Below are 20,386 nucleotides of genomic sequence, written 5' to 3' on the forward strand. Positions count from 1 at the left end.
TTCAGTCCTCCTTCGGCTCGCTGGTCTGGGCCGCCTGCGCTTCGCGCTCTTTTTTCAGGCGGTCCTTGCGGTGGTTGATCCACGAAATGGCGGAAAGTCCGCCGCCCACGGTGAGAAAGGCGGCGGGCACCAGGCGCAGGGCCTGCCAGGTGTAGCCCGGCAGGGGGCGCAGGGTGACCGGCTTGAAGCCCAGCTCGTCGAAGGGGAGCGGGGTCAGGTAGATGACGCTGGTGCCGCCCGCCTCGTCCTTGCCGTAGACCTTCTGGATGTAGCGGTTCGGGTGAGCCGCCAGGCGCCGCTCGGCTTCCTTGATCATCTCGTCGCGGGGGCCGTAGCTGATCGCCGTCGGGCAGGTGGTGGCGCAGGCGGGCTTCATCCCCTCCTTGACCCGGCTGTAGCAGCCGGTGCACTTCTTGACCAGCGGCAGGGCCTTGCTCCACTCGTACTTGGGCACGCCGAAGGGGCAGGCGATCATGCAGAAGCGGCAGCCGATGCAGCGCTCGGCCTTGTAGATGACCGGACCCTCCTCGGTCTTGTGGAACGCCCCGACGGGGCAGACCGAGGCGCAGGCCGGCTCGTTGCAGTGCATGCACATCTCTTTGTAGAAGGCGAACTCGTTCTGCCCGTTCTTCTGGTAGTCGCGGAACTTGATGCGGGTGAACGTCTTCTCGCTCATCGCCGGCGGGTTCTGGTACCCCTCGCCGCTGAAGAACTCGGTCTGCTCGGCATCCAGCTGGTTCCACTGCTTGCAGGCCACCTGGCAGCCGCGGCAGCCGGTGCACTTGGTCATATCGATGAGAAACGCCTTATTCTTGGAAAAATCCTTCATCTGGGCACTCATGCGCTCTTACCCCCTTTCTCGATGTTGCACAGAAACGCCTTGTACTCGGGAATGGTGGTATTGGCGCAGCCGACCGCGGTGGTCAGCACGTTGGCGCTGTCGCCCTTGGCCAGGGCGGCGAAGCCGAAGTGCCAGGGGAGCCCCACCTGCTCCACCAGCCGTCCGCTGACCCGCAGCGGCTTGATGCGGCTGGTGACCAGGGCCCGGGCCTGGATCGAGCCGCGCTCGGAAGAGACGGTGACCAGGTCGCCGTTCTTGAGCCCCTTCCAGGCGGCCAGCTCTTCGCTGATCTCGATGAACATGTCGGGCACCAGCTCGACCAGCCAGGGCAGGTTGCGGGTCATGGCGCCGGCCTGCCAGTGCTCGGAGACCCGGTAGGTGGTGCCGATGTAGGGGAACTTCTCGGCGTTGCTGAGCTTGCCGGGGATGGCCACCGCCGGGTTGCACTGCTGACGGCTCATCATGTTGGCCACCGGGCTCTCCATCGGCTCGTAGTGCTCGGGGAAAGGCCCGTCGGCCAGGCCCGCGGCGAACAGCCGGCCGTAGCCCTCGGCGATCATGATGAAGGGGTTCTTGGTGCCGTCCTGGCTCATCGGCGCCCAGCCGCCGTCGGGGACGTCCCCCTCCCATTTCTTGGTCAGCTCGTTCCAGGCGATGACCGCCTTTTTCGGGTTGAGCGGTTTGCCGTTGAGGTCGACCGAGGCGCGGTTGTAGAGAATGCGCCGGTTGACCGGCCAGCACCAGGCCCAGTTGTGGTACATCTCGAGCCCGGTGGGGTCTTCGAGGCCGCGGCGCTGCATCATGTTGCCCGCCTCGGTGAACGAACCGCAGTAGAGCCAGTTGCCGCTGGTGGTCGAGCCGTCGTCCTGCAAAAAGGCGAAGCTGGGAACCTGCTCGCCCTTCTTGTAGAGCTTGCCCTTGATCTCCACGTCGCGGGTGAAGGTGCCGTTGCACTCCTTGGCCACCATCTCAATGTCGGGCTCATGGCCGTCGCCGTAGTTCCACGACAGGTTGACGATCGGCTCGGGGAAGACCCCGTCCTTCTCGTAGAGGGCCTTGATGCGCTTGTACATCTGGTCGACGATATAGGCGTCGCTCTCGGCGTGGCCGGGCGGGTTGACCGCCTTGTAGCGCCACTGGGCCCAGCGCCCCGAGTTGGAGATGCTCCCCTGCTTCTCGACGCTGGAGGCGGCGGGCAGCAAAAAGACCTCGGTGTCGATGGTCTTGGGGTCGACGCCGGGGCGCTTCCAGAAGATCGAGGTCTCGGTCTCCCACAGGTCCGCGGCGACCAGCCACTTGAGGTTATCCAGCCCCTTGGCGATGGAGCTGGCGTCGGGGCCGCCGACGATGGGGTTGGTCCCCATGCAGACCAGGCCCTCGAAGCCGCCTGCCTGCAGGCGCTCCATCAGCGGGATGAAGGAGTAGTTGCCGCTGCGCTTGGGCAGGTACTGGTAGCCGAAGTCGTTCTCGGCGCTGGCGTTCTCACCCCAGTAGGCCTTGAGCAGGCTGGTGATGTACTTGGGATAGTTGCTCCACCAGTTGGCGCTGTTGGGGTCGTTGGACTTGGGGGTCACCTGCTCCAGGTAGGTCGCCAGGTCCACCTGGCCGAACTGGGGGACCGACAGGTAGCCGGGCAGGATGTGGTAGAGGATCGCGTAGTCCGTCGAGCCCTGGACGTTGGACTCGCCGCGCAGGGCGTTGATGCCGCCGCCGGCGATGCCGACGTTGCCCAGCAGCAGCTGCAGCATGGCGTAGGAGCGCACGTTCTGGGTGCCGTAGGTGTGCTGGGTGGTGCCCATGGCGTACATGATGGTGGCCGCCTTGTCCGGGCGCCCGGTGGCGCAGAAGGTGCGGGCCACGGCCATGTAGTCCTGGATGGCGGTGCCGGTGATCTCGCAGACCATCTCGGGGGTGTAGCGGCTGTAGTGGTTCTTCATCAGCTGGTAGACGCAGCGCGGGTCCTGCAGGGACTTGTCGCGCAGGGCGTTGCCGTCCTTGTCGCTCTTGTACTTCCAGCTGTCCTTGGTGTAGCTGAAGGTGTCGGCGTTGTAGCCGCTGAAGAGGCCGTCCGCGAAGGAGAAGGCGTCATCGACGATGAACGAGGCGTTGGTGTAGTCGACGACGTAATCCCTCTGGATCAGGTCGTTCTGCAGCACGTAGTTGATCAGCCCGCCCATGAAGGCGATGTCGGTGCCCGGGCGAAGCTGGGCGTAGAGGTCCGACTTGGACGAGGTCCGGGTGTAGCGGGGGTCGACGCTGATCAGCTTGGCGCCGTTATCCATCGCCTTTTCCACATACTTGAAGGAGATGGGGTGGTTCTCAGCAGGGTTGGAGCCGATACAGAGGATGACATCGGCGTGCTGGATGTCGTTCCAGTGGTTGGTCATTGCACCGCGGCCGAACGAGGCTGCCAGACCGGCAACCGTAGCGGAGTGTCATATTCGGGCCTGGTGTTCGAGGTAACTGACCCCCATGGCGCGGGCGAACTTGCCCAGCAGGTAGCACTCTTCGTTGTCCAGCGCCGCGGCGCCGAGCATGGCCATCCCCTCGTTGCGGTTGACCAGGTAGTCCTTGCCGTCGCGCTTTTCGCTCTTGACGAAGTTGCGGTCGCGGGTCTCCTTCATGAGCTTGGCGATGCGCTCCATCGCCCAGTCCCACGACTTCTCTTCCCACTTGTCGCTGCCGGCGGCGCGGTACTGCACCTTGGTCAGGCGCCGCTCGTTGTTGGCCACCTGGAACAGGGCGCTGCCCTTCGAGCAGAGCGAGCCGCGGTTGATCGGATGCTCGGGATCGCCCTCGATGTTGACGATCCTGCCGTCCTTGGTGTGGACCAGCATGCCGCAGCCCACAGCGCAGTAGGGGCAGACGGTGGTGCTGGTCTGCAGCCCCTTGGTGCGCATCTCGGGCGAATCGACGCCGGCCAGGGCCGGTTTGCCGGAAACGGCCAGGGTGCCGGCCGCCAGGCCGCCGCCCTTGAGGAAATTTCTCCTCGAAATACCCATGTGCTTCTCTCCTTTCATCGTGTCTGCATTGAACCCCAAAATCGAATCAGGGTAATTCGCATGGCAGGTTTGGTTGGCGGGTACTTTTGGCAACAGATGTGCCAAACCGTCTACGGGGAGGAACAAACATTTTTTTATCAGCCATAACAATTGTTTACGGTATACAAACTGCTACAGGCACGGGAAATTCGCCCGCGTCGAACTGTATACAATCGACCCAGGCGGGTAAAATGTATCCACCCGGATACTCCCGGAAGGCTCTAAAAATAAAGGTTTTTTATCTCTAAAGGGCTTTTCTTAAGCTGCCGTTTACGGTTATGATGCCTGCTCAGCACCGCCGCGGCAGAAAGGAACGGATGGTGCACGTCCCCTTTGCCGAAGGGGGAGAGTCCAGAAAAGGGAACCGAGGCATGGAAAACAGAATTCTGGTGTGCGACGACGAAGAAGGGATGCGGCGCTACCTGGCCAAGATGCTCGCCAACTGGGGGTTTCGGGTCGACAGCTTCGCCAGCCCCCAGGCGCTGCTGCAGTTGCTCGGCGAAACCGACGGCAGCCCCGACCTGCTGCTGCTCGACGTCAAGATGCCCGAGATGGACGGCATCGAGGTGCTGCGCCGGGTGCGCGAGCTGCGCCGCGAGCTGCCGGTGATCATGATGACCGGCCACGGCACCATCGAATCGGCCGTCGAGGCGATGAAGCTCGGCGCCTACGACTACCTGAGCAAGCCATTCCCCCAGGAGAAGCTCTACGCCCTGGTGCAGCACTGCCTCGAACGCGAGCGGCTGCGCGAGGAGAACCTGTCGCTGAAAAAGGAGCTGCGCGAGTCCGCCGCCCCCACCCAACCGGTGTTCGCCAGCGAGAACTTCGCCGAGGTCTACGAGCTGGCGCGGCGGGTGGCCGAAACCGACACCAGCGTGCTGGTGCTCGGCGAAAGCGGCACCGGCAAGGAGCTGATCGCCCACACCATCCACGACGCCAGCCCCCGCCAGGCCAACCGCTTTCTCGCCATCAACTGCGCCGCGCTCTCCGAAACCCTTCTGGAAAGCCAGCTCTTCGGCCACGTCAAGGGGGCCTTCACCGGGGCGGTCCAGGCCCAGAAGGGCCTGCTCGACGAGGCCGACCAGGGGACGCTGTTTCTCGACGAGGTCGGCGATCTGAGCCCCTCGCTGCAGGCCAAGCTGCTGCGGGTGCTGCAGGAGGGCGAATTCATCCCCGTCGGCTCGACCCGCACCCGGCGGGTCGACGTGCGCTTCGTCGCCGCCACCAACAAGGACCTCGAAGCCGAGGTGCGCAAGGGCAACTTTCGCGAGGACCTCTTCTACCGGCTCAACGTCATCACCCTCGAGCTGCCCCCGCTGCGTGAACGCCCCGCGGACATCGAACCTCTGGCCCGCCATTTTCTCGCCAAGGTCTCCCGCAAGACCCGCCGCCCGGTCACCGGCATCAGCCGCGAGGCCCTCGCCGCCATGCGCGCCTACCACTGGCCCGGCAACGTCCGCGAGCTGGAAAACGTCATCGAGCGCGGCGTCATCCTGGCCCGGGGGGCCGAGATCACCCTCGACCTGCTGCCGCTCAAGGCCGCGGCCGGCCAAGCGCATAAAAACGACGGAGCCGCTGTGCCCCTGACCCTGCGCGACGCCGAATACCAGGTGGTGCTGCGGGCGCTCAAGGAGACCGGCTGGAACAAGAGCCAGGCCGCCGGGCTGCTCGGGGTAACCCGCAAGACCCTCGACCGCAAGATCAAGGATTTCGACATCTCCCCCGCCGACCTGGAAGACGAGGCATGACGCGCCCCGATACCGGGGCCTTTTCCATCCGCGGGAAAATGACCCTGGCGGCCCTCACCCCCCTGGCCGCCATCCTGCTGCTGGTGGCCTTCGCCGCCTTCTACCTGATCAACGCCTGGATCGTCGGCCAGACCCAGCAGCGGGTACGCAACGACCTCAACGCCGCCCACGAGGTGCTCGGCCATGAACGGGAGCGGGTGCTGAACGTGGTGCGCTTCACCGCCAACAGCTCCGCCCTCGCCGAGGACCTCGATGCCGGGCGCCTCGAGCGGGTCGCCGGGGAGATGAAGGCGATCCTGCTCCGGGAAAAGCTCGACGTCCTGACCCTGACCGACGCGCAGGGGCGGGTGCTGCTGCGCGCCGCCAACCCCGAGGCGGGCGGCGGCGAAGCGGCCCCCCTCCCCCTCCTCGGCCAGGTGCTGGCCGGGGAGGATTTCAGCGGCACCCTGCTGCTGGCCTCCGAGCAGGTCCTGGCCGAGGGCGAGGACCTCGCCCATCGCGCCCGGGTGCACCTGCGCCCCCCCTTCCCCGCCGACCGTCCCGCCGTCGAGGCCCGCGGGATGCTGCTCGCCGGCGCCTCCGCGGTGAAAAACCCCGACGGCCGCACCCTCGGGGTCCTCTACGGCGGCGTGCTGCTCAATGGCAACCTCGCCCTGGTCGACCGCATCAAGCAGATCGTCTACGGCAACCAGACCTTCGAAGGGACCGAGGTCGGCAGCGCCACCATCTTTCTCGAAGACCTGCGGGTCGCCACCACCATCCGCCTCAGCGAGGGCTCGCGGGCCATGGGCACCCGGGTCTCGACCGAGGTGGCCGACGCCGTGCTCGGCCGGGGCGAAACCTGGCTGGCCCGCGCCAGGGTCGTCGACAAGTGGTACCTGACCGCCTACGAACCGCTTCGCGACCCGGGCGGCCGGGCCATCGGCGCTCTCTACGTGGGGCTGCTGGAAAAACCCTTCACCGCCCTCAAGCACCGCGCCGCCCTCGCCCTGCTCGGCCTGCTGGTGCTCGGCTGCGGCCTCGGATTCCTGGTGGCGCGGCTGGTCTCCAGCCGCGTATCGCGCCCCATCCTCGAGCTCGAATCGGCCGCCGAACGCATCGCCCGCGGCGAGCGCGACGTCGCCCTGCCGGTACCCGGCAAAGACGAGGTCGGGCACCTGATCGACACCTTCAAGCGCATGACCGGCAACCTGCAGCAGCGCGACGAGCAGCTGCGCGAGCTCAACCGCCAGCTCGAAGTTAAGGTGCAGGAGCGCACCGCCCAGCTCGAGGAGAAGAGCCTGCAGCTGATCCAGGCCCAGGAGGAGCTGCTGCGCTCGGAAAAGCTCGCCGCCATCGGCTCGCTGGCCGCCGGCGTCGCCCACGAGATCAACAACCCCGCCGCCATCATCCGCGGCAACGTCGAGATCCTGCTGATGGATATCCCCGTCGGCGCCGACGGCCGCGAGGAGGCCGAGGAGATCCTCAAGCAGACCGAGCGCATCTCGCTGATCACCCGCAACATGCTCACCTTCGCCCGCGAGCAGGAGATCCATCCCGAGATGATTCAGGTCAACAGCCTGCTTGGGGAGATTCTCGACCAGGTCGGCCACCAGGCCCCCCTCGACGAGGTCGCGGTCGAAAAATACTTCACCGAGGTTCCCCCCATCGTCGGCGACTACGAGCGGCTGCGCCAGGTGTTCACCAACATTCTGGTCAACGCCCTGCAGGCCATGGAAGGCCGCGGCACCCTGCGGATCGCCACCGACAGCAACGGCAAGGCGGTGGAGATCGCCATCAGCGACAGCGGCCCCGGCATCCCCGCCGAGATCCGGGAAAAGATCTTCAACCCCTTCTTCACCACCAAGAGGACCGGCACCGGCCTCGGGCTGTCGGTCTCCTACGGGATCATCAAGGCGCTGGGCGGGGTGATCGAGATCGAGAGCCAGGAGGGCGAAGGGAGCACCTTCCGGGTGCGGTTGCCGGTGGAGGGCGGAGAGTAGAGCTTATTTCACCTGCGGAAGTTGGAAAAAACGCAGAGAAAAGGGGCGGCCCCGTCATGGGTCCGCCCCTTTTTCAATTCGGGAGGCATAACCATCTATTCTCTCAGCCCTCAGGCTGAACGATGAATACACCGAAAAACCACCGGGGCGCTCAATGGAAGTCATTGATTTCGATGCTATTCTGCTTGACTTCTGCCCCCGCATTTTTCAGAATGATTCGGTTGAATTGGAGATTCTTCACGGCCCAGGGTCAAAAAACCCGAATGCCGGACTATCAGATATCTCCCAACTTCGCAGGGACCTTCTCCCGGTAAAGTATGCATTTCAACCTAACTGGAGGTGTCGCATGGCCAAGGCGAAAGGACCAAGGTTAGAGGCCGGGTCAGACAGACGACCAGTTTCCGTGCTTACAAATCCCGTCTGGGCGTAGATTTTTCCGCCTCGCTAGCATACAAAAGAAATAAACGGTGAAACTTAAAACTCTCCTATGGATAATGCTTTTTGATACCACTCCCAAAAGTGCTTTTTCATCCGACTGCAAGATAAAAAATGGCTTTGGCGAAATCCAGTTGCCAGATAGTATATTTTACAAAGAAAAGTTTAAGAACTGCCCTTTTTTATGGTAATGGCATACTTATCTGGCGAAACGGTTCAACTTATGAAGGGCAGTTTAAAGATGGTCTTATTAATGAACAAGGTGGCAGAAATAGGATCTGATAAATTCAAGACACTCCAAGTGGCTGTCAATATAATAAAGTTTTGCGTACCTCCATTGCTTTTAATTTCAATTCTTTTCATCTTAACTATCCACTGAGGCCAACGATGAGGAACCTTGAAAGTCTTTTCAATGAAGTGTTCGATATGGTTGGAACCGAAACCAGGGTGTTAGAAAAGGCATCAAATTCAACAGCCTTAAATGAGAAGTTTGAGACATTGCCATCAGGGCCACAGCGCGAATACATTCTTCAGTCCCAGATTAGACCCATATTTGGAAAAGACGGCATCAATTCTACCCCCATCGGAACACATCCAGATTTTCTTCATCTTGAAAATGGTAGCTCTAGAACGGTCAACCAGTATGTATGCACCCTTTTTGTTGACATAAAGGGGTCCACCCGCCTTTCATTACTCTACCCTTTAGACCTCGTATATAAATTCAAAAATGCGGTTATAAAGACGTGTGTAGAAGTTATTCGTTCTCTTGATGGTTGTGTTCATAGAATAATGGGCGACGCAGTAATGGCCTTTTTTGGAGGCAATGCCACGGAAAAGGAAGATGCAATTGCAGACGCAATCAATTGCGCCACAACCTTACGAGCCGTACTTGAAGGCAGCATTAAGCCTTGGATGGTAAGGAATGGAATTGAAGCGAAAGACTTTGGTTTTAGGGTTGGTTGCGACTTTGGTGATGACAGGGAGGTCCTTTGGGGAAACTTTGGTTACTCCAATGTAGGTGAAGTGTCGGCCACGGGTCTTCCCGTTGATATGGCCTCTAAATTACAGGGGCTTGCTAGCAAAAACCAAACTATGCTTGGCCAAGGCATATTGAACTTCATAAATTGGCCCGAAAACTATTCTAAAATAAAGGAGAATACAAGATCTGGTGAAGCGCGGCAACTGCCTATAGTTACTCCGAATCTGACTAATAAAAACGGTAATCCAATAAATTATCAAATGCGCCTATTGAGGTATGAAACCTACATCGAGTGCAGTGCTCTTCCTCGTTCCCTTAAGGCGAGTTTAGGAGACACGCGTGTAATCAACAACACGGCCATATCATACAAATGTTACACCGTCACGGATGGTAACGAAGTAGAGTATCTTCCCTCTTCAAGGTTTTTAGAAAAAAATGTATCCCTTATTTTTAAAGTCATTGTGAACACAAGAATTAATGGGCTCTACTTCCCACTGACTGCAATTTTCACTAAAATGAACAATGGTGAAGACGTTCCAATGGAAGAACGGGAAAAAGAATATCCACCAGTAGAAAAAGTCCTGAAAAAACCTATCCCTAATAAGTTCACTAAGTCTCCAAGCCAGTTCGCTAAAGCAACCCTAAATGAGGCAACCTTGTATAGGGGCCTTCATACTATGAAATGTGAAATAGTTGACAGAAATAGAAATATTCTTTTTCGCGATTGGATTGGAGTAATGATCAAATAGAGTTTAAAACGGCGCTGCACTCGGACTTGTTGGATGGCGGCGGTTATCGAAAGATTTGTACTAGTTTGTTCATCGTTTCACAGCCGGCGAGCTAAAACCGTATGGCAAGCAAGAAGAGAAAGGCGGTATTACAAAAGTAGTCCGATCACCCTAATGGTTAAGAAAATCGCTTACAGGAGGTAAGCATGAGCGAAAAGGACAATGAACAAAAAAAACCTGCAAATGATTATCCCTCATCATCACGAGTCGAACTTCTCGTAAAAATTATAAATAGATACGATACCTACATTGTTTCAACTAATGCCAAGGCCTCTCTCATCATTGCATGGAATGGTATCGTCATTGGATCTATTTTATTGAAGTACCAGGAGGTAATAGGGCAATTCTCATGCATGAATAGGTTATCAGCCCTTGTACCTATTTTGTTGGTATTCTGTGGTTTTTTTGCCTTACTATCCACTGGATTGATTTTTGGGGTCGTTTTCCCATTTTTGACTCAAAGTCGCGATGGTAAAGTCAGCTTGATATTTTTCGGTTCTGTCGCAGAAATGAAAACAGAAGAATACGTCAATGCAATGCAATCTGCATCAGTTAACGACTTGATTGTTGATTTAGCAGGCCAGACATCTGTTTTAGCTTCTGGTCTCAATTCAAAAATGAAAAGGCTTCAAAGAAGTATCTGGGCCATATACGCAGAACTTACGATAATTGCAGTTCTTTTGATTTTGTACGTGTTGAAATGAAGAGGATTGTATGGCGAGGCGCCCACTTACTCGTAAATGGAATCCATTAATTCATACGAAGGTGAAGGACCACCTTAAGGCAGCCAGAGCGCGCTTAAGGTTGTCGTGATCACCAATTCCGAACGGGATAACAATTCCTGACCCGAGTGCAATTGTAATTGGCGGCACAAAGAAGATGGATGCCGCCATTCTTTTTTTTGATCTCGAAAGTTTCACCAAAATATGTGCATCCATTTCGACGGATAGACTCTGGCACTTCTATACTTCGTGATCCCTAGCGTAATGCATATAGTGTGTTATGGGGCGGCTTCTTTGAAAAAAATACTGGTGATATGGTAATGGCTATTATAGGGCCAGAGACGAAGGATCGTATCATTATCGCTCAAGAAGCTATTCAATGTGCAATGGATATTCGCTATGTGGTGGAAAACGAAGTACAGGCAATGCTTGCATCGGATGAGTTACTACATACTAACTTTAGGATAGGTATTGATTTTTGAGAAGTTCTGATAGGCCGTATTGGCATCCACAGTTACAACTTCCTGTCAGTTGTTGGGACTATTGCAAAGCTAGCCTGTAAACTTCAAGGGTTTTCTCGGTCCAATGGGATTTGTATAGGTGATTCTCTGGCCCGCAGCCTAAATCCGTACCTTCAACTACATGCAGAAATCGGTGAGCATCCAAATTGGGCTTGGCAATACACACACACTGGACAGGCATATAATTATTATCATTACAATCTGGATTGGCCCGAACCGCTTGAATGGATTCGTCGTGGTTTTATCAACCAGCCATCCTTCTGACAACATGGTGAATTCAATGGATTTATCGAAAGAGCGAATAATCGATGCTTTCGCAATGATAGTTGACATAAACGGATATACTCCGATGATAGCTAATGCGAAATACATAAATGGTATTGCACAATTTGTTAGAGATGTGCTGCTCGGCGGGATCCAGGCAGTAGAAAAAAATGATGGTGTTGTTGTGGGATTTATGGGAGATGCCTTCCTAGCCGTCTTTGAAAATCCTGATTCAGTTTTTATGGCATGTATTGGAATAGCGAAGGATCTTGACAGATTATGTGAGTACTTAGCATCAGACAAGGAAAGGTGTCAAGATCATTGGGAATTTCATCAAGGTGGTCCAGGGATAAAAATAGCAGTTGAGTACGGATGGGTTGATATTTCTACAATATGGAGTTCTTTCCTTGGGGAACAAAAATTACTTGCAGGAACCTGCATTAACTATGCGAATAGGATTTCAAGCGCCGGGATAGGGAATAGGTGCCACATCGGACCTAGAGCTATGGAGGCTGGGATGAATAAGTGGGGGTGCGAAGGCCCGTTTACTATTGCGGGGAAAACGGGTGAAGGGGATTACACTTACTGGCAGTTGGGTTTGGGGGACATTTGGAGAGAAGGTTTTATTGAACCCGGTCAAGAAAAATACTGGGGCTAGTACCGACATGACTAGGTCACTCCAGCTCCAGGGTAGAGTAGAGAGCAGGTCACTGCGACTGTGTCATCGATGCTGTAAAAATACCCCCCTGTGGCAATTGAAAATTACCCCCCTGAATTCCACTCAGGGAGGAAAAGATGATTCACCCCAACGAGCAACATCAAGTAGAACATTGCCTTCAGCACCCAAATGCAAATGGTCGGCAGAGACAAGTACGGTGCGATTCGCGAGCTGCATAATCGCGGGGTGCCGAAAAAACAGATTGCCCGGCAATTGGGCGTTACGGTGAAGACGGTCCGCAACTGGCTTAACAAAGCACCACGGGGTCAGGTCTTGAAATATCACTTTTTCCGTCTATAGTTCCACCATGGCACGACCATTACGCATAGAATTCCCCGGTGCGGTTTACCATGTCACTTCGCGCGGCAACGCCCGGGACGATATTTTCTTGGACGATCAGGACCGCGGGAAGTTTCTCGCCATTCTCGGGCAGGTGGTGCGACGCTTCAATTGGCTCTGCCACGCCTACTGCCTGATGGGGAACCATTATCACCTGCTGATCGAAACGCCCGAAGGCAATCTCTCGGCCGGAATGCGTCAGCTCAACGGAGTCTACACCCAGGCCTTCAACCGCGCCCACAACCGGGACGGCCACGTTTTCAAGGGACGATTCAAGGCAGTCCTGGTCGAAAAACAGAGTCATCTGTTGGAGCTTTGCCGCTACGTGGTTCTCAACCCGGTGGCCGCTGGCATGGTGAATCGTCCCGAGGAGCACCCCTGGAGCAGTTATCTCGCCACCCTCGGCGAGACGCCCACCCCGCCCTTTTTAACCACTGACTGGGTACTGGGAAACTTTTCCAGAACGCCGGCAGCCGCCCGCCGGCACTATCAGCAATTTGTGGCCGATGGACTGGCGAAAGAGGAAACTCCCTGGAGCCAACTGGTGGGACAGATTTTTCTGGGCTCCGAGGCCTTCATCCGACAGGCCTGCGACATTCGGGAAAGCCAAGCAGAATTAGGAGAGATTCCCCGCGAGCAGCGCCATGCCGGGAGGCCTTCTCTGGAGGAGTTGTTTCCTGCGGACGGTCCGCTACCGAAACCGGAACGCAATCGCCTGATCCGCAGCGCCCACGGCCGGTACGGATACCGGTTGACAGAGATTGCCAAAGCCCTCGGCATCCATTACACCACGGTCAGCAAGGTGATCAACCAGCAAGAAAACTTATTTTTCAAGACCTGACCCCGATTTTTTTGATGCTGCGAAGACAGGTCAGGATTAAACGACAACCCCGTCACAGACTTTTCCCCAGCCCCAGGTAATCAAATCCTGTCCCACTCTCCATCAGCCACGCAAAAGACACCCATTCCAACCTGAAATCAATCCATTGAGCTATTGCGACCGGACCGAGTCGAAGGCTAGAATTTTATTAAATGCGACTTAACAAAGATTGATTCGGTGGGAGGTCTGACCATGAGTGATCCGATAAAAAACATTCGCTGTCTGATAGTCGTTCTGCTGGCCCTGGTCTTGGGCGCCCACGCCGGCCTGGCGGCCATGCTCGCGCCCAGCCGGGCCGACGTGCCTTCGGCTACGGAGCAGATCGCTCCGCTGCTGTCGGGGATGGGCAAGCACACCTTCGAGGTCACCACCGGCTCGCAGAGAGCCCAGCAGTTCTTCAACCAGGGGATCAACCTGGCCTACGGCTTCAACCACGCCGAGGCCGGCCGTTCCTTCCGCGAGGCGGCGCGCCTCGACCCGGAAATGGCCATGGCTTACTGGGGCCAGGCGCTGGTGCTGGGGCCCAACATCAACATGCCGATGGATGCCGCCGACGAACCCAAAGCCCTGGAGCTGATCGAGAAGGCCCAGGCCTTGAAAGCCAAGGCCTCCGAGCGCGAACAGGGCTACATCGAGGCCCTGGCCACCCGCTATTCAGGCAAGGCCGAGGAGCGGGCCGAGCGCGACCGGGCCTATGCCGAGGCGATGAAGAAGCTCTCGCAGAGCTACCCCCACGACCTGGATGCCGCCACCCTCTACGCCGAGGCGCTGATGGACCTGCGCCCCTGGAACTACTGGACCCGCGACGGCCGCCCCTATCCGGGGACGCCCGAGGCGATCGCGGTCCTCGAATCGGTGATGGAGCGCAACCCCGAGCACCCGGGCGCCAACCATTTCTACATCCACCTGCTCGAACCGGCCGACCCGCCCAGGGCCGAGGCGGCGGCCGACCGGCTGCGCTTTCTGGTCCCCGACGCCGGACACCTGGTGCATATGCCGGCGCACATCTACCTGCGGGTGGGCCGCTACGCCGATGCATCGGCCGCCAACGACCGGGCCATCGCCGCCGACGAGAGCTACCTCAGCCAGTGCCGGGCCCAGGGGATCTATCCCCTCGGCTACTACCCGCACAACATCCACTTTCTGTGGTCCTCCTCGACCATGGAGGGGCGCAGCAAGGTAGCGCTGGAGGCCGCGGGCAAGGTGGTTGAGCAGATTCCCGCCCAGGCCGCCAGCGAGATGCCCCTGCTGCAGACCTTCCTGGTGATTCCCGACTACGCCCTGACCCGCTTCGGACACTGGGAGGAGGTGCTGCAGCAGCCCGCCCCGGACGAGGACAAGCCCTTCCTCGCCGGGATCCGCCACTACGCGCGGGGGCTGGCCTTTGCGGCCCTGGGGAAGCTGGGCGAGGCGGAGATCGAACTGGCGTACCTGAAGAAAATTGCCGCTGAGCCGGCGCTGGCCGAGCTGATTCTGTTCTCGCCCAACAACGCCGCGGACGTGCTGGCCATCGCCGTGGAGGTGCTCGCCGGCGACCTGGCCGCGAAACGCCAGGACTACCCCCGCGCCATCTCGCACCTGGAGCGCGGCGTGCGCCTGGAGGACGGCCTGGCCTATATCGAGCCGCCGGACTGGCACTACCCGGTGCGCCAGGCGCTGGGAGCGGTGCTGCTGGAAGCGGGCATCGCCCGGGAGGCCGAAACGGTTTACTGGGAAGATCTGCAACGCAACCGGGAAAACGGCTGGTCGCTGTTCGGGCTAGTGCAGGCGCTGCGGGCCCAGGGGAAGACCGAACAGGCCGCGGAGGTCGAAAAGCGCTTCAACAAGGCCTGGGAGCGGGCCGACGTGCAGCTGAGCGCGTCGCGCTTTTAGGAACGTTGCGGGGGTTGGTGCCTGGTGAGCAGCCACCAACCCCCTCCGGGAACTGCCCCTCAGCCGGCCAGGCTGAAGCCGTCCCCCGCATACTGGATGTTGGCGGGGTCAGAGGCGCGCGGCGGGGAGACCGCGTGGACGCCGCCGCAGGACGGGCAGCTGCCGACAAAGGTTTTCAGGACGAAGGGGGCCTGGCATCCCTGGCAGGTCGCCGCCAGGCCGCCGCCGGGGATCTCCCGCCGGCGCAGCGCGCCGCCATGGGCCTGTGCCACGAACTCCACCAGTTCCCGCCCCTCGGCATAGGGCCCGCCGCCCCCGTGGCCGTGGGCGCCGCCGCAGTTGCATCCCGACATAGTAAATTCTCCTTTTGCGATGGGTTGTTGTTTGGACAGAGCAAGGTTAGCGCTTCTGCCCCGGCGTTTCTCTGACCTGGGTCAAAAACTTTCAGATGCGCGTCGCGGGCATGGTTAGAAAATTTTACAGACAAAATCCGCAAAACCGGGCATTATCGACATCTGTTCTTCGTAATCTATTCAAGGAGGATGCGCCGATGACCGAGACCGAAAATCTGCACGGCAAAGGGATGGAAATGCTGCAGGAGGTGGCCCTGCGTTACGCATCCCAGCACGGCCTGAAACCGGAGCGGATCGAATGGGCCCAATCGGGCACCGAGGACTGGTGGCTGAAGGTCACGACCGCAAATCATTCCGTCAAGGTTGTCTTCTCCGGCGACGAGATCGAGGATTTCGCCGAGGGGGGTTCCGGGTCGTCCGGGTCCAACGTCAAGATCCGCAACGCTTTTGCCCATCTCGCAATGTAGGCCGGGCTGGGGGGACAGGGGGAAATACAGCTGACCCTCCCCCGCCGCCCGACCATCCATAAAACCTGATCACCTCCCGGCCATACCACGCCCCCCCCTGGGTAAATCCCTGCCATTTGACGTGAAATAAACCCAAAAAGGACCGTTTTTCACCTTTTAATTTCCTGCCCCCCAAAAATAGTCCGAGAAAGAACATTCTTTTTCCGGCAACTTAGGTACTTCCGCCCTCACGGCAAGAGATTCTCTTCATTATTGGCGCACAACTTGCCCGGTTATCTCCGGGACTATCCCGCTGGCCAGGGCATCGGTCAGGCCGGGTCCTGCTGGAAGTCCATCGCCCGTTCCATTGCCCGGGACAGGGTGGGGATCATCTTCATTTGTAGTCTGAACACGCGCTTAGAGGAGGGATCAATGAAGCGAGTATGCTGGATGTTGGGCAGGGCCCCCCGTCGTCGATGTTTTCCCCTGGTTGCCCTGCTGGCCGCCGTCGCGTTTCTCGGTGCCGGCTGCGATTCGGGCTCGGTCGATCTGGGCAGTTCGGTCACCCCGCTTTCGACCGGGAACAATTTCCAGACCGAGGATGTGCGGGTCCAGACCGCTGCGCCGCAGGCCGGCCACCCCATGACCCTGGAGGTGGAGGTCACGGCTGAACAGGATGCCGAACAGATCCCCCTGGCGTTTTACCTTCTGGACAAGGAGGACTTCGACGGGGACGCCGCCGAGATAAAACAGTACTTCGCCGGGGAAATGCTGCTTGCAACGGCCGCCGCGGGCTCCCACGCCTACACGGTGACGGTCGCGGTCCCCGGGGAGGTTCCCGCCGGGGATTATTACCTGATCACCCTGGCTGACCCGAGCGGGCTGCACGAGGAGCTCGACGAGAACGACAACTTCCCCGACCCCGAAGCCACGGCTCTGGCCGACATCAGCGCTACCGTCCACATCAGCCGCGACCATGCCGAAACGCCGAACCTGATGATCGAGGATGTCAGCTTTGACAGCGACGTCATTCTGTTCGAGGCCGACGACTACGAGGACAACGGCCTGGTGCACCAGATCGAGGACATGCCGGACCTGCAGATCGGAGCCACGGTAAAAATCCGCTCGGTGGGGGTTCTGCCGGTCACCGAGGTCCCCCTGACCCTGTGCGTCAATACCTGGTTTGGCTGCGAGCCCCTGGAAATCTGGGATTCCGCGAACCTGGAACTGACCCAGACCCTGGTGCTGGACCAGTTGGAACCGAACGAGGTGAATATCGTTCACCTCGGGGCGCGAATCAGCCAGCAGACCTGGCAGAACATCTGGGATTATGTGTACCAGATGGGCGAGGATACCTTCGACCTGGAAATCGCCCTGGACGGCGCGGATCTGATCGCCGAATTCGAGGACGCCGGAGGCGCGCTCGGCAACGACAATCTCCTGGTCCGCCAGCTGCGTCTGGTGCCCCCGGAGGAATATCCCTACAATCCTTACGATCCTTATGATCCCTATAATCCCTACGAGCCCTACGAGCCCGGGCTTTTGGCCCTGGGCGCCGCCGGGGCCCAGGCGGCCTACGCAACGCCGCTGGCCGTCGATCCCAACAATGGCCTGCTCCAGTACTCGGATGACTACGGGAAAACCCTGGCCAGCGACTATTTCTCCGCGGGGGTCGAGTTCAGCGCGTTGGCCCGCCTGGACAACGGCGGCGCCCTGGGGCATGTCCAGGGCAGCGTGCCGCTGAAGGTTTTCGGTCACACCTTCGACTTTGCCTACATCAACGTGATGGGGCAGGCAGTCCCCCACCGGGTCCAGGACTCCGGGTTTGATCTCGACGTGCGGTTCGCCGGCAACACCCTGTACAGCCGCTCGGGCGATGCCGGCTTCAGCTGGGACAACGACTGGAACGTCACCAAGTCCAAAGGCTATACGACCCGGTTCTGGCTGGGGATCGTCCCCATGGCCCTCACCGCCTCGGCCAGCGGTTCGCTGGGGTTCGGGATCGAGGCCGAGATCGCCGACGACTTTGTGACCAATGCGGGCCCCTACGTCGATGTCGGCAGCAATGTGACCGCCGGCATCGACCTGCTCATCGCCAGCGGCGGCGTCACTGCCGACATGTCGCTGATCAAGGACACCTTCAAGGGCGACGCCTCGGCCAGCATGACCCTGGCTGACGGCGGGGCCACCCTGAACGGAACCCTGGCTGAACAGATTAGCAACCAGCTCCAGGGCCCCCAGGGGAAGGTGAGTCTCTTCGTCTCCTATCCCGACGGGGTGAGGTGGTGCAAGTCCTGGGGGGTCCCCTACCCCTGCGGCGTGCGGACCGCCTACAAGTCCCAAACCCTGGTCAATTGGCAAAGCTACAGCCGAAACGACGTCCTGCTCTCCAAGCAGCAGTCGACCTCGGTCTCCCTCAACCAGTTGTAAGGACTTGCCTGTCGGCGCCGCTCCCCCCGCCCCGGGAAGGGGGCGGCGCCGGCGGGCAAGCATGATTTGATGCGACTTCTCAAAACAGGCGGCGTCCTGGCCGCCGGCTTGGCCCTGGCCTGCGGGATATGGTTGCTGGCCCCGCATGACAGCGATGAAGCGCAGCGCGGAGGCGCCGCCAAGCCGCTCCCGCGTGCCCTGAGCTGGCACGCGGGAGACCGGCAGAGCTACGAACTGGAAATCCAATCGGCCAACGACCTTGCGGCCGGCGCCCCCCGGTCCGGAGGCCGCCTGCAGCAGAGGCTCTCGGGGGTGCTTCATCTGCAGGTATTCGAGGTGACGGCCGAACGGGTTGAGGTCGGTTTCCAGCTGGCCCAGGCTACCCTGTCGGTGAACGGTGTCGACCGGGAGGAAATCAACCGGCAGCTGAGCAGGGCGTTCATGCTGGAACTCTCGCCGACGGGGACTCCCCTGGATTGGCGTTTTACTCCGGGGCTGGACCCCAAGCTGGAGCGCCTGCTCCAGGAAATGATCCTGTCCTTTCAATTCGTGGAACCCGCTGCCGCTGCGCCGAGCTGGGAGACCGAGGAACGCCACGGAGCGGGGACTTACCGGTCCCTTTACCGCAGGATGGACGATGGCAGCATCGTCAAGCAGAAACTCGGCTACCTGTCCTTTGCACAGGAGGGCCCCACCGCCATCGCCGACGGGCTGGTCCAGGTGGACAGCTCCAGCTTCACCTTTCTGGTGAATGACTCGAAAAGCTGGCTCGACACAGCCGAATTCAGGGAACTTCTCTCCGTTCAGTCGGGCGGCGACGCTTTGCTCAAGGCCGAAATCACCGGACACCTGCGGCACCTCGAAGGTTACCAGGGATCCTTTTCGGAGATTGACCGACTCCCCCCGGGAGCTGCCCCCCTCGCAGTTTCGACAACCCCTGATCTGCCGCCCGTTCAGGAAAAAACCCCCGTAGGGGACCTCCCCCAACCCTACCCTACAGCATTCCGGGCCATGCTCGCGGAGCTGGTTCGCGGCGGCGCGGGGAGAATCGAAACCCTGTACAAGATCCGCGACTATCTTCTTGAGTTTCCTGATGCGGCCCACCTGGTGGTCGGCTATCTCCAGGAGCACCACCTCGTGGACCGCAGCGCCGCGGATCTGCTGCATGCCCTGGAGCTGGCCGGACACCCGACGGCACAGGCGGCGCTGCTCTCGGTCATGGCAGATCCCCAGGGCCATCACCTGAACCGGCTTCGGGCAGTGATCGCCCTGGGGGGCGTGGCCAACCCCACGGCGGAAACGGTGGACGACCTGTGGCTTGCCTATGAGGACCGCGGTTCCGCCGAGCGCGAGGATCTTTCCAACACCGCGATTCTGGCTATAGGGGTGTTGGGTTCGACAGCCAGGTCATCGGGAGACGGCCCGATGCATTCGGCCATCACCGCGCGGCTTGTCGAGGCCGCAAGCGGCGCCCCGGGGCCCATGGCCCGCGCCACCGTGTTGAAGGCCATGGAGAATACCGGGGATGAAAGCCTCGCCGGCAGGGTCCAGGCGGACCTGGACAACCCCTCGCCCAGGGTCCGCGCCGCTGCGGCCATCGCCTTCGGCACGCTGGCCGGCGCGGATTCGGCTCCGGATCTGGCCGGGCGAATAGAAACGGAGCAGGTCCCCAGGGTGAGGGCGGCGCTGGTGGAAGGGATGATCAATGCCGGAAACGCCGACCCGGCGGCCCTGGAGCTGATCGCAGGCCTGGCCGGCGCGGAAACCGACGAGCCGACCCGGCTGCAGATGGCCAAGTACCTGGGAGGAAACCTGGATTCCTCGGCCAGCGGTCGCAATACCCTGGAGCGGATGCTGCGGGAGGATCCCTCCAGGCGCATCCGCAAATACCTGGGCAGGGTCCTCTATAAATCGCAACCGGGGCCCTGAGCAAAGCCGGCGCCCCGCTCCCTCGACAGCCCCCTGTCGCCTTCCCTGCGCTGGCTGGCCCTATCCCTTCCCCCCCAACCTACCCCCCCGCCCCCTCC

Annotated in this window: 15 protein-coding genes; 12 read left to right on the top strand and 3 right to left on the bottom strand. The window is 59.7% G+C overall.

Annotation, left to right across the window (positions count from 1 at the left end):
• Nucleotide 1: 1 nt before the first annotated feature.
• Both DESUT3_RS13725 and fdnG read right to left on the bottom strand, forming a co-directional pair.
• Nucleotides 2-841, bottom strand: a complete 840-nt coding sequence (locus DESUT3_RS13725) for a 4Fe-4S dicluster domain-containing protein (RefSeq protein ID WP_221249047.1) — start codon at nucleotides 839-841, stop codon at nucleotides 2-4.
• Nucleotides 838-3,843, bottom strand: a complete 3,006-nt coding sequence (gene fdnG, locus DESUT3_RS13730) for a formate dehydrogenase-N subunit alpha (RefSeq protein ID WP_221249048.1) — start codon at nucleotides 3,841-3,843, stop codon at nucleotides 838-840. The genes DESUT3_RS13725 and fdnG overlap by 4 nt, the downstream gene beginning before the upstream one ends.
• Before the next feature lie 410 nt (nucleotides 3,844-4,253).
• Between fdnG and DESUT3_RS13735 the strand changes: the two genes are divergently transcribed.
• The 9 genes from DESUT3_RS13735 (at nucleotide 4,254) to DESUT3_RS13775 (ending at nucleotide 15,130) form a co-directional block, all read left to right on the top strand.
• The gene (locus DESUT3_RS13735; RefSeq protein WP_221249049.1) at nucleotides 4,254-5,630 is read left to right on the top strand and encodes a sigma-54-dependent transcriptional regulator; all 1,377 of its coding nucleotides are present in this window, start codon (nucleotides 4,254-4,256) and stop codon (nucleotides 5,628-5,630) included.
• Nucleotides 5,627-7,612 (top strand): cache domain-containing protein, encoded by a 1,986-nt coding sequence (locus DESUT3_RS13740; protein WP_221249050.1) that lies wholly within the window; start codon nucleotides 5,627-5,629, stop codon nucleotides 7,610-7,612. The genes DESUT3_RS13735 and DESUT3_RS13740 overlap by 4 nt, the downstream gene beginning before the upstream one ends.
• 822 nt (nucleotides 7,613-8,434) lie before the next feature.
• Nucleotides 8,435-9,775 (top strand): nucleotide-binding domain-containing protein, encoded by a 1,341-nt coding sequence (locus tag DESUT3_RS13745; RefSeq protein ID WP_221249051.1) that lies wholly within the window; start codon nucleotides 8,435-8,437, stop codon nucleotides 9,773-9,775.
• A gap of 185 nt (nucleotides 9,776-9,960) precedes the next feature.
• Nucleotides 9,961-10,518: a Pycsar system effector family protein gene (locus DESUT3_RS13750; protein WP_221249052.1), complete on the top strand. Its 558-nt coding sequence runs from the start codon at nucleotides 9,961-9,963 to the stop codon at nucleotides 10,516-10,518.
• Between the two features lie 338 nt (nucleotides 10,519-10,856).
• On the top strand, nucleotides 10,857-11,018 hold the full coding sequence (locus tag DESUT3_RS13755; RefSeq protein WP_221249053.1) for a hypothetical protein: 162 nt from the start codon (nucleotides 10,857-10,859) through the stop codon (nucleotides 11,016-11,018).
• Between the two features lie 172 nt (nucleotides 11,019-11,190).
• Nucleotides 11,191-11,979: a hypothetical protein gene (locus DESUT3_RS13760; protein WP_221249054.1), complete on the top strand. Its 789-nt coding sequence runs from the start codon at nucleotides 11,191-11,193 to the stop codon at nucleotides 11,977-11,979.
• Between the two features lie 195 nt (nucleotides 11,980-12,174).
• Nucleotides 12,175-12,339, top strand: a complete 165-nt coding sequence (locus DESUT3_RS21355; protein ID WP_221249055.1) for a helix-turn-helix domain-containing protein — start codon at nucleotides 12,175-12,177, stop codon at nucleotides 12,337-12,339.
• Between the two features lie 7 nt (nucleotides 12,340-12,346).
• Complete coding sequence (locus DESUT3_RS13770; RefSeq protein WP_221249056.1) at nucleotides 12,347-13,219, top strand: transposase; 873 nt, start codon at nucleotides 12,347-12,349, stop codon at nucleotides 13,217-13,219.
• 231 nt (nucleotides 13,220-13,450) lie between these two features.
• Nucleotides 13,451-15,130 carry a hypothetical protein gene (locus DESUT3_RS13775; protein ID WP_221249057.1) on the top strand — a complete coding sequence of 560 codons (1,680 nt, stop codon included), beginning with the start codon at nucleotides 13,451-13,453 and terminating at the stop codon, nucleotides 15,128-15,130.
• 59 nt (nucleotides 15,131-15,189) lie between these two features.
• Here the strand turns inward: DESUT3_RS13775 and DESUT3_RS13780 are convergent, their stop codons facing one another.
• Nucleotides 15,190-15,483 (bottom strand): hypothetical protein, encoded by a 294-nt coding sequence (locus DESUT3_RS13780; RefSeq protein ID WP_221249058.1) that lies wholly within the window; start codon nucleotides 15,481-15,483, stop codon nucleotides 15,190-15,192.
• Nucleotides 15,484-15,680: 197 nt separating this feature from the next.
• Between DESUT3_RS13780 and DESUT3_RS13785 the strand changes: the two genes are divergently transcribed.
• The 3 genes from DESUT3_RS13785 to DESUT3_RS13795 all read left to right on the top strand — a co-directional run bounded on the left by DESUT3_RS13785 (nucleotide 15,681) and on the right by DESUT3_RS13795 (nucleotide 20,288).
• Nucleotides 15,681-15,950 carry a hypothetical protein gene (locus tag DESUT3_RS13785; protein ID WP_221249059.1) on the top strand — a complete coding sequence of 90 codons (270 nt, stop codon included), beginning with the start codon at nucleotides 15,681-15,683 and terminating at the stop codon, nucleotides 15,948-15,950.
• A gap of 411 nt (nucleotides 15,951-16,361) precedes the next feature.
• Entirely contained in the window at nucleotides 16,362-18,359 is a 1,998-nt protein-coding gene (locus tag DESUT3_RS13790; protein WP_221249060.1) for a hypothetical protein, read from the top strand.
• Between the two features lie 69 nt (nucleotides 18,360-18,428).
• Nucleotides 18,429-20,288, top strand: coding sequence for a HEAT repeat domain-containing protein (locus DESUT3_RS13795; protein WP_221249061.1), 1,860 nt, complete (start codon nucleotides 18,429-18,431; stop codon nucleotides 20,286-20,288).
• The last annotated feature ends 98 nt before the right edge of the window (nucleotides 20,289-20,386 follow it).

It is taken from the genome of Desulfuromonas versatilis (genome assembly GCF_019704135.1).
Taxonomy (GTDB): domain Bacteria; phylum Desulfobacterota; class Desulfuromonadia; order Desulfuromonadales; family NIT-T3; genus Desulfuromonas_A; species Desulfuromonas_A versatilis.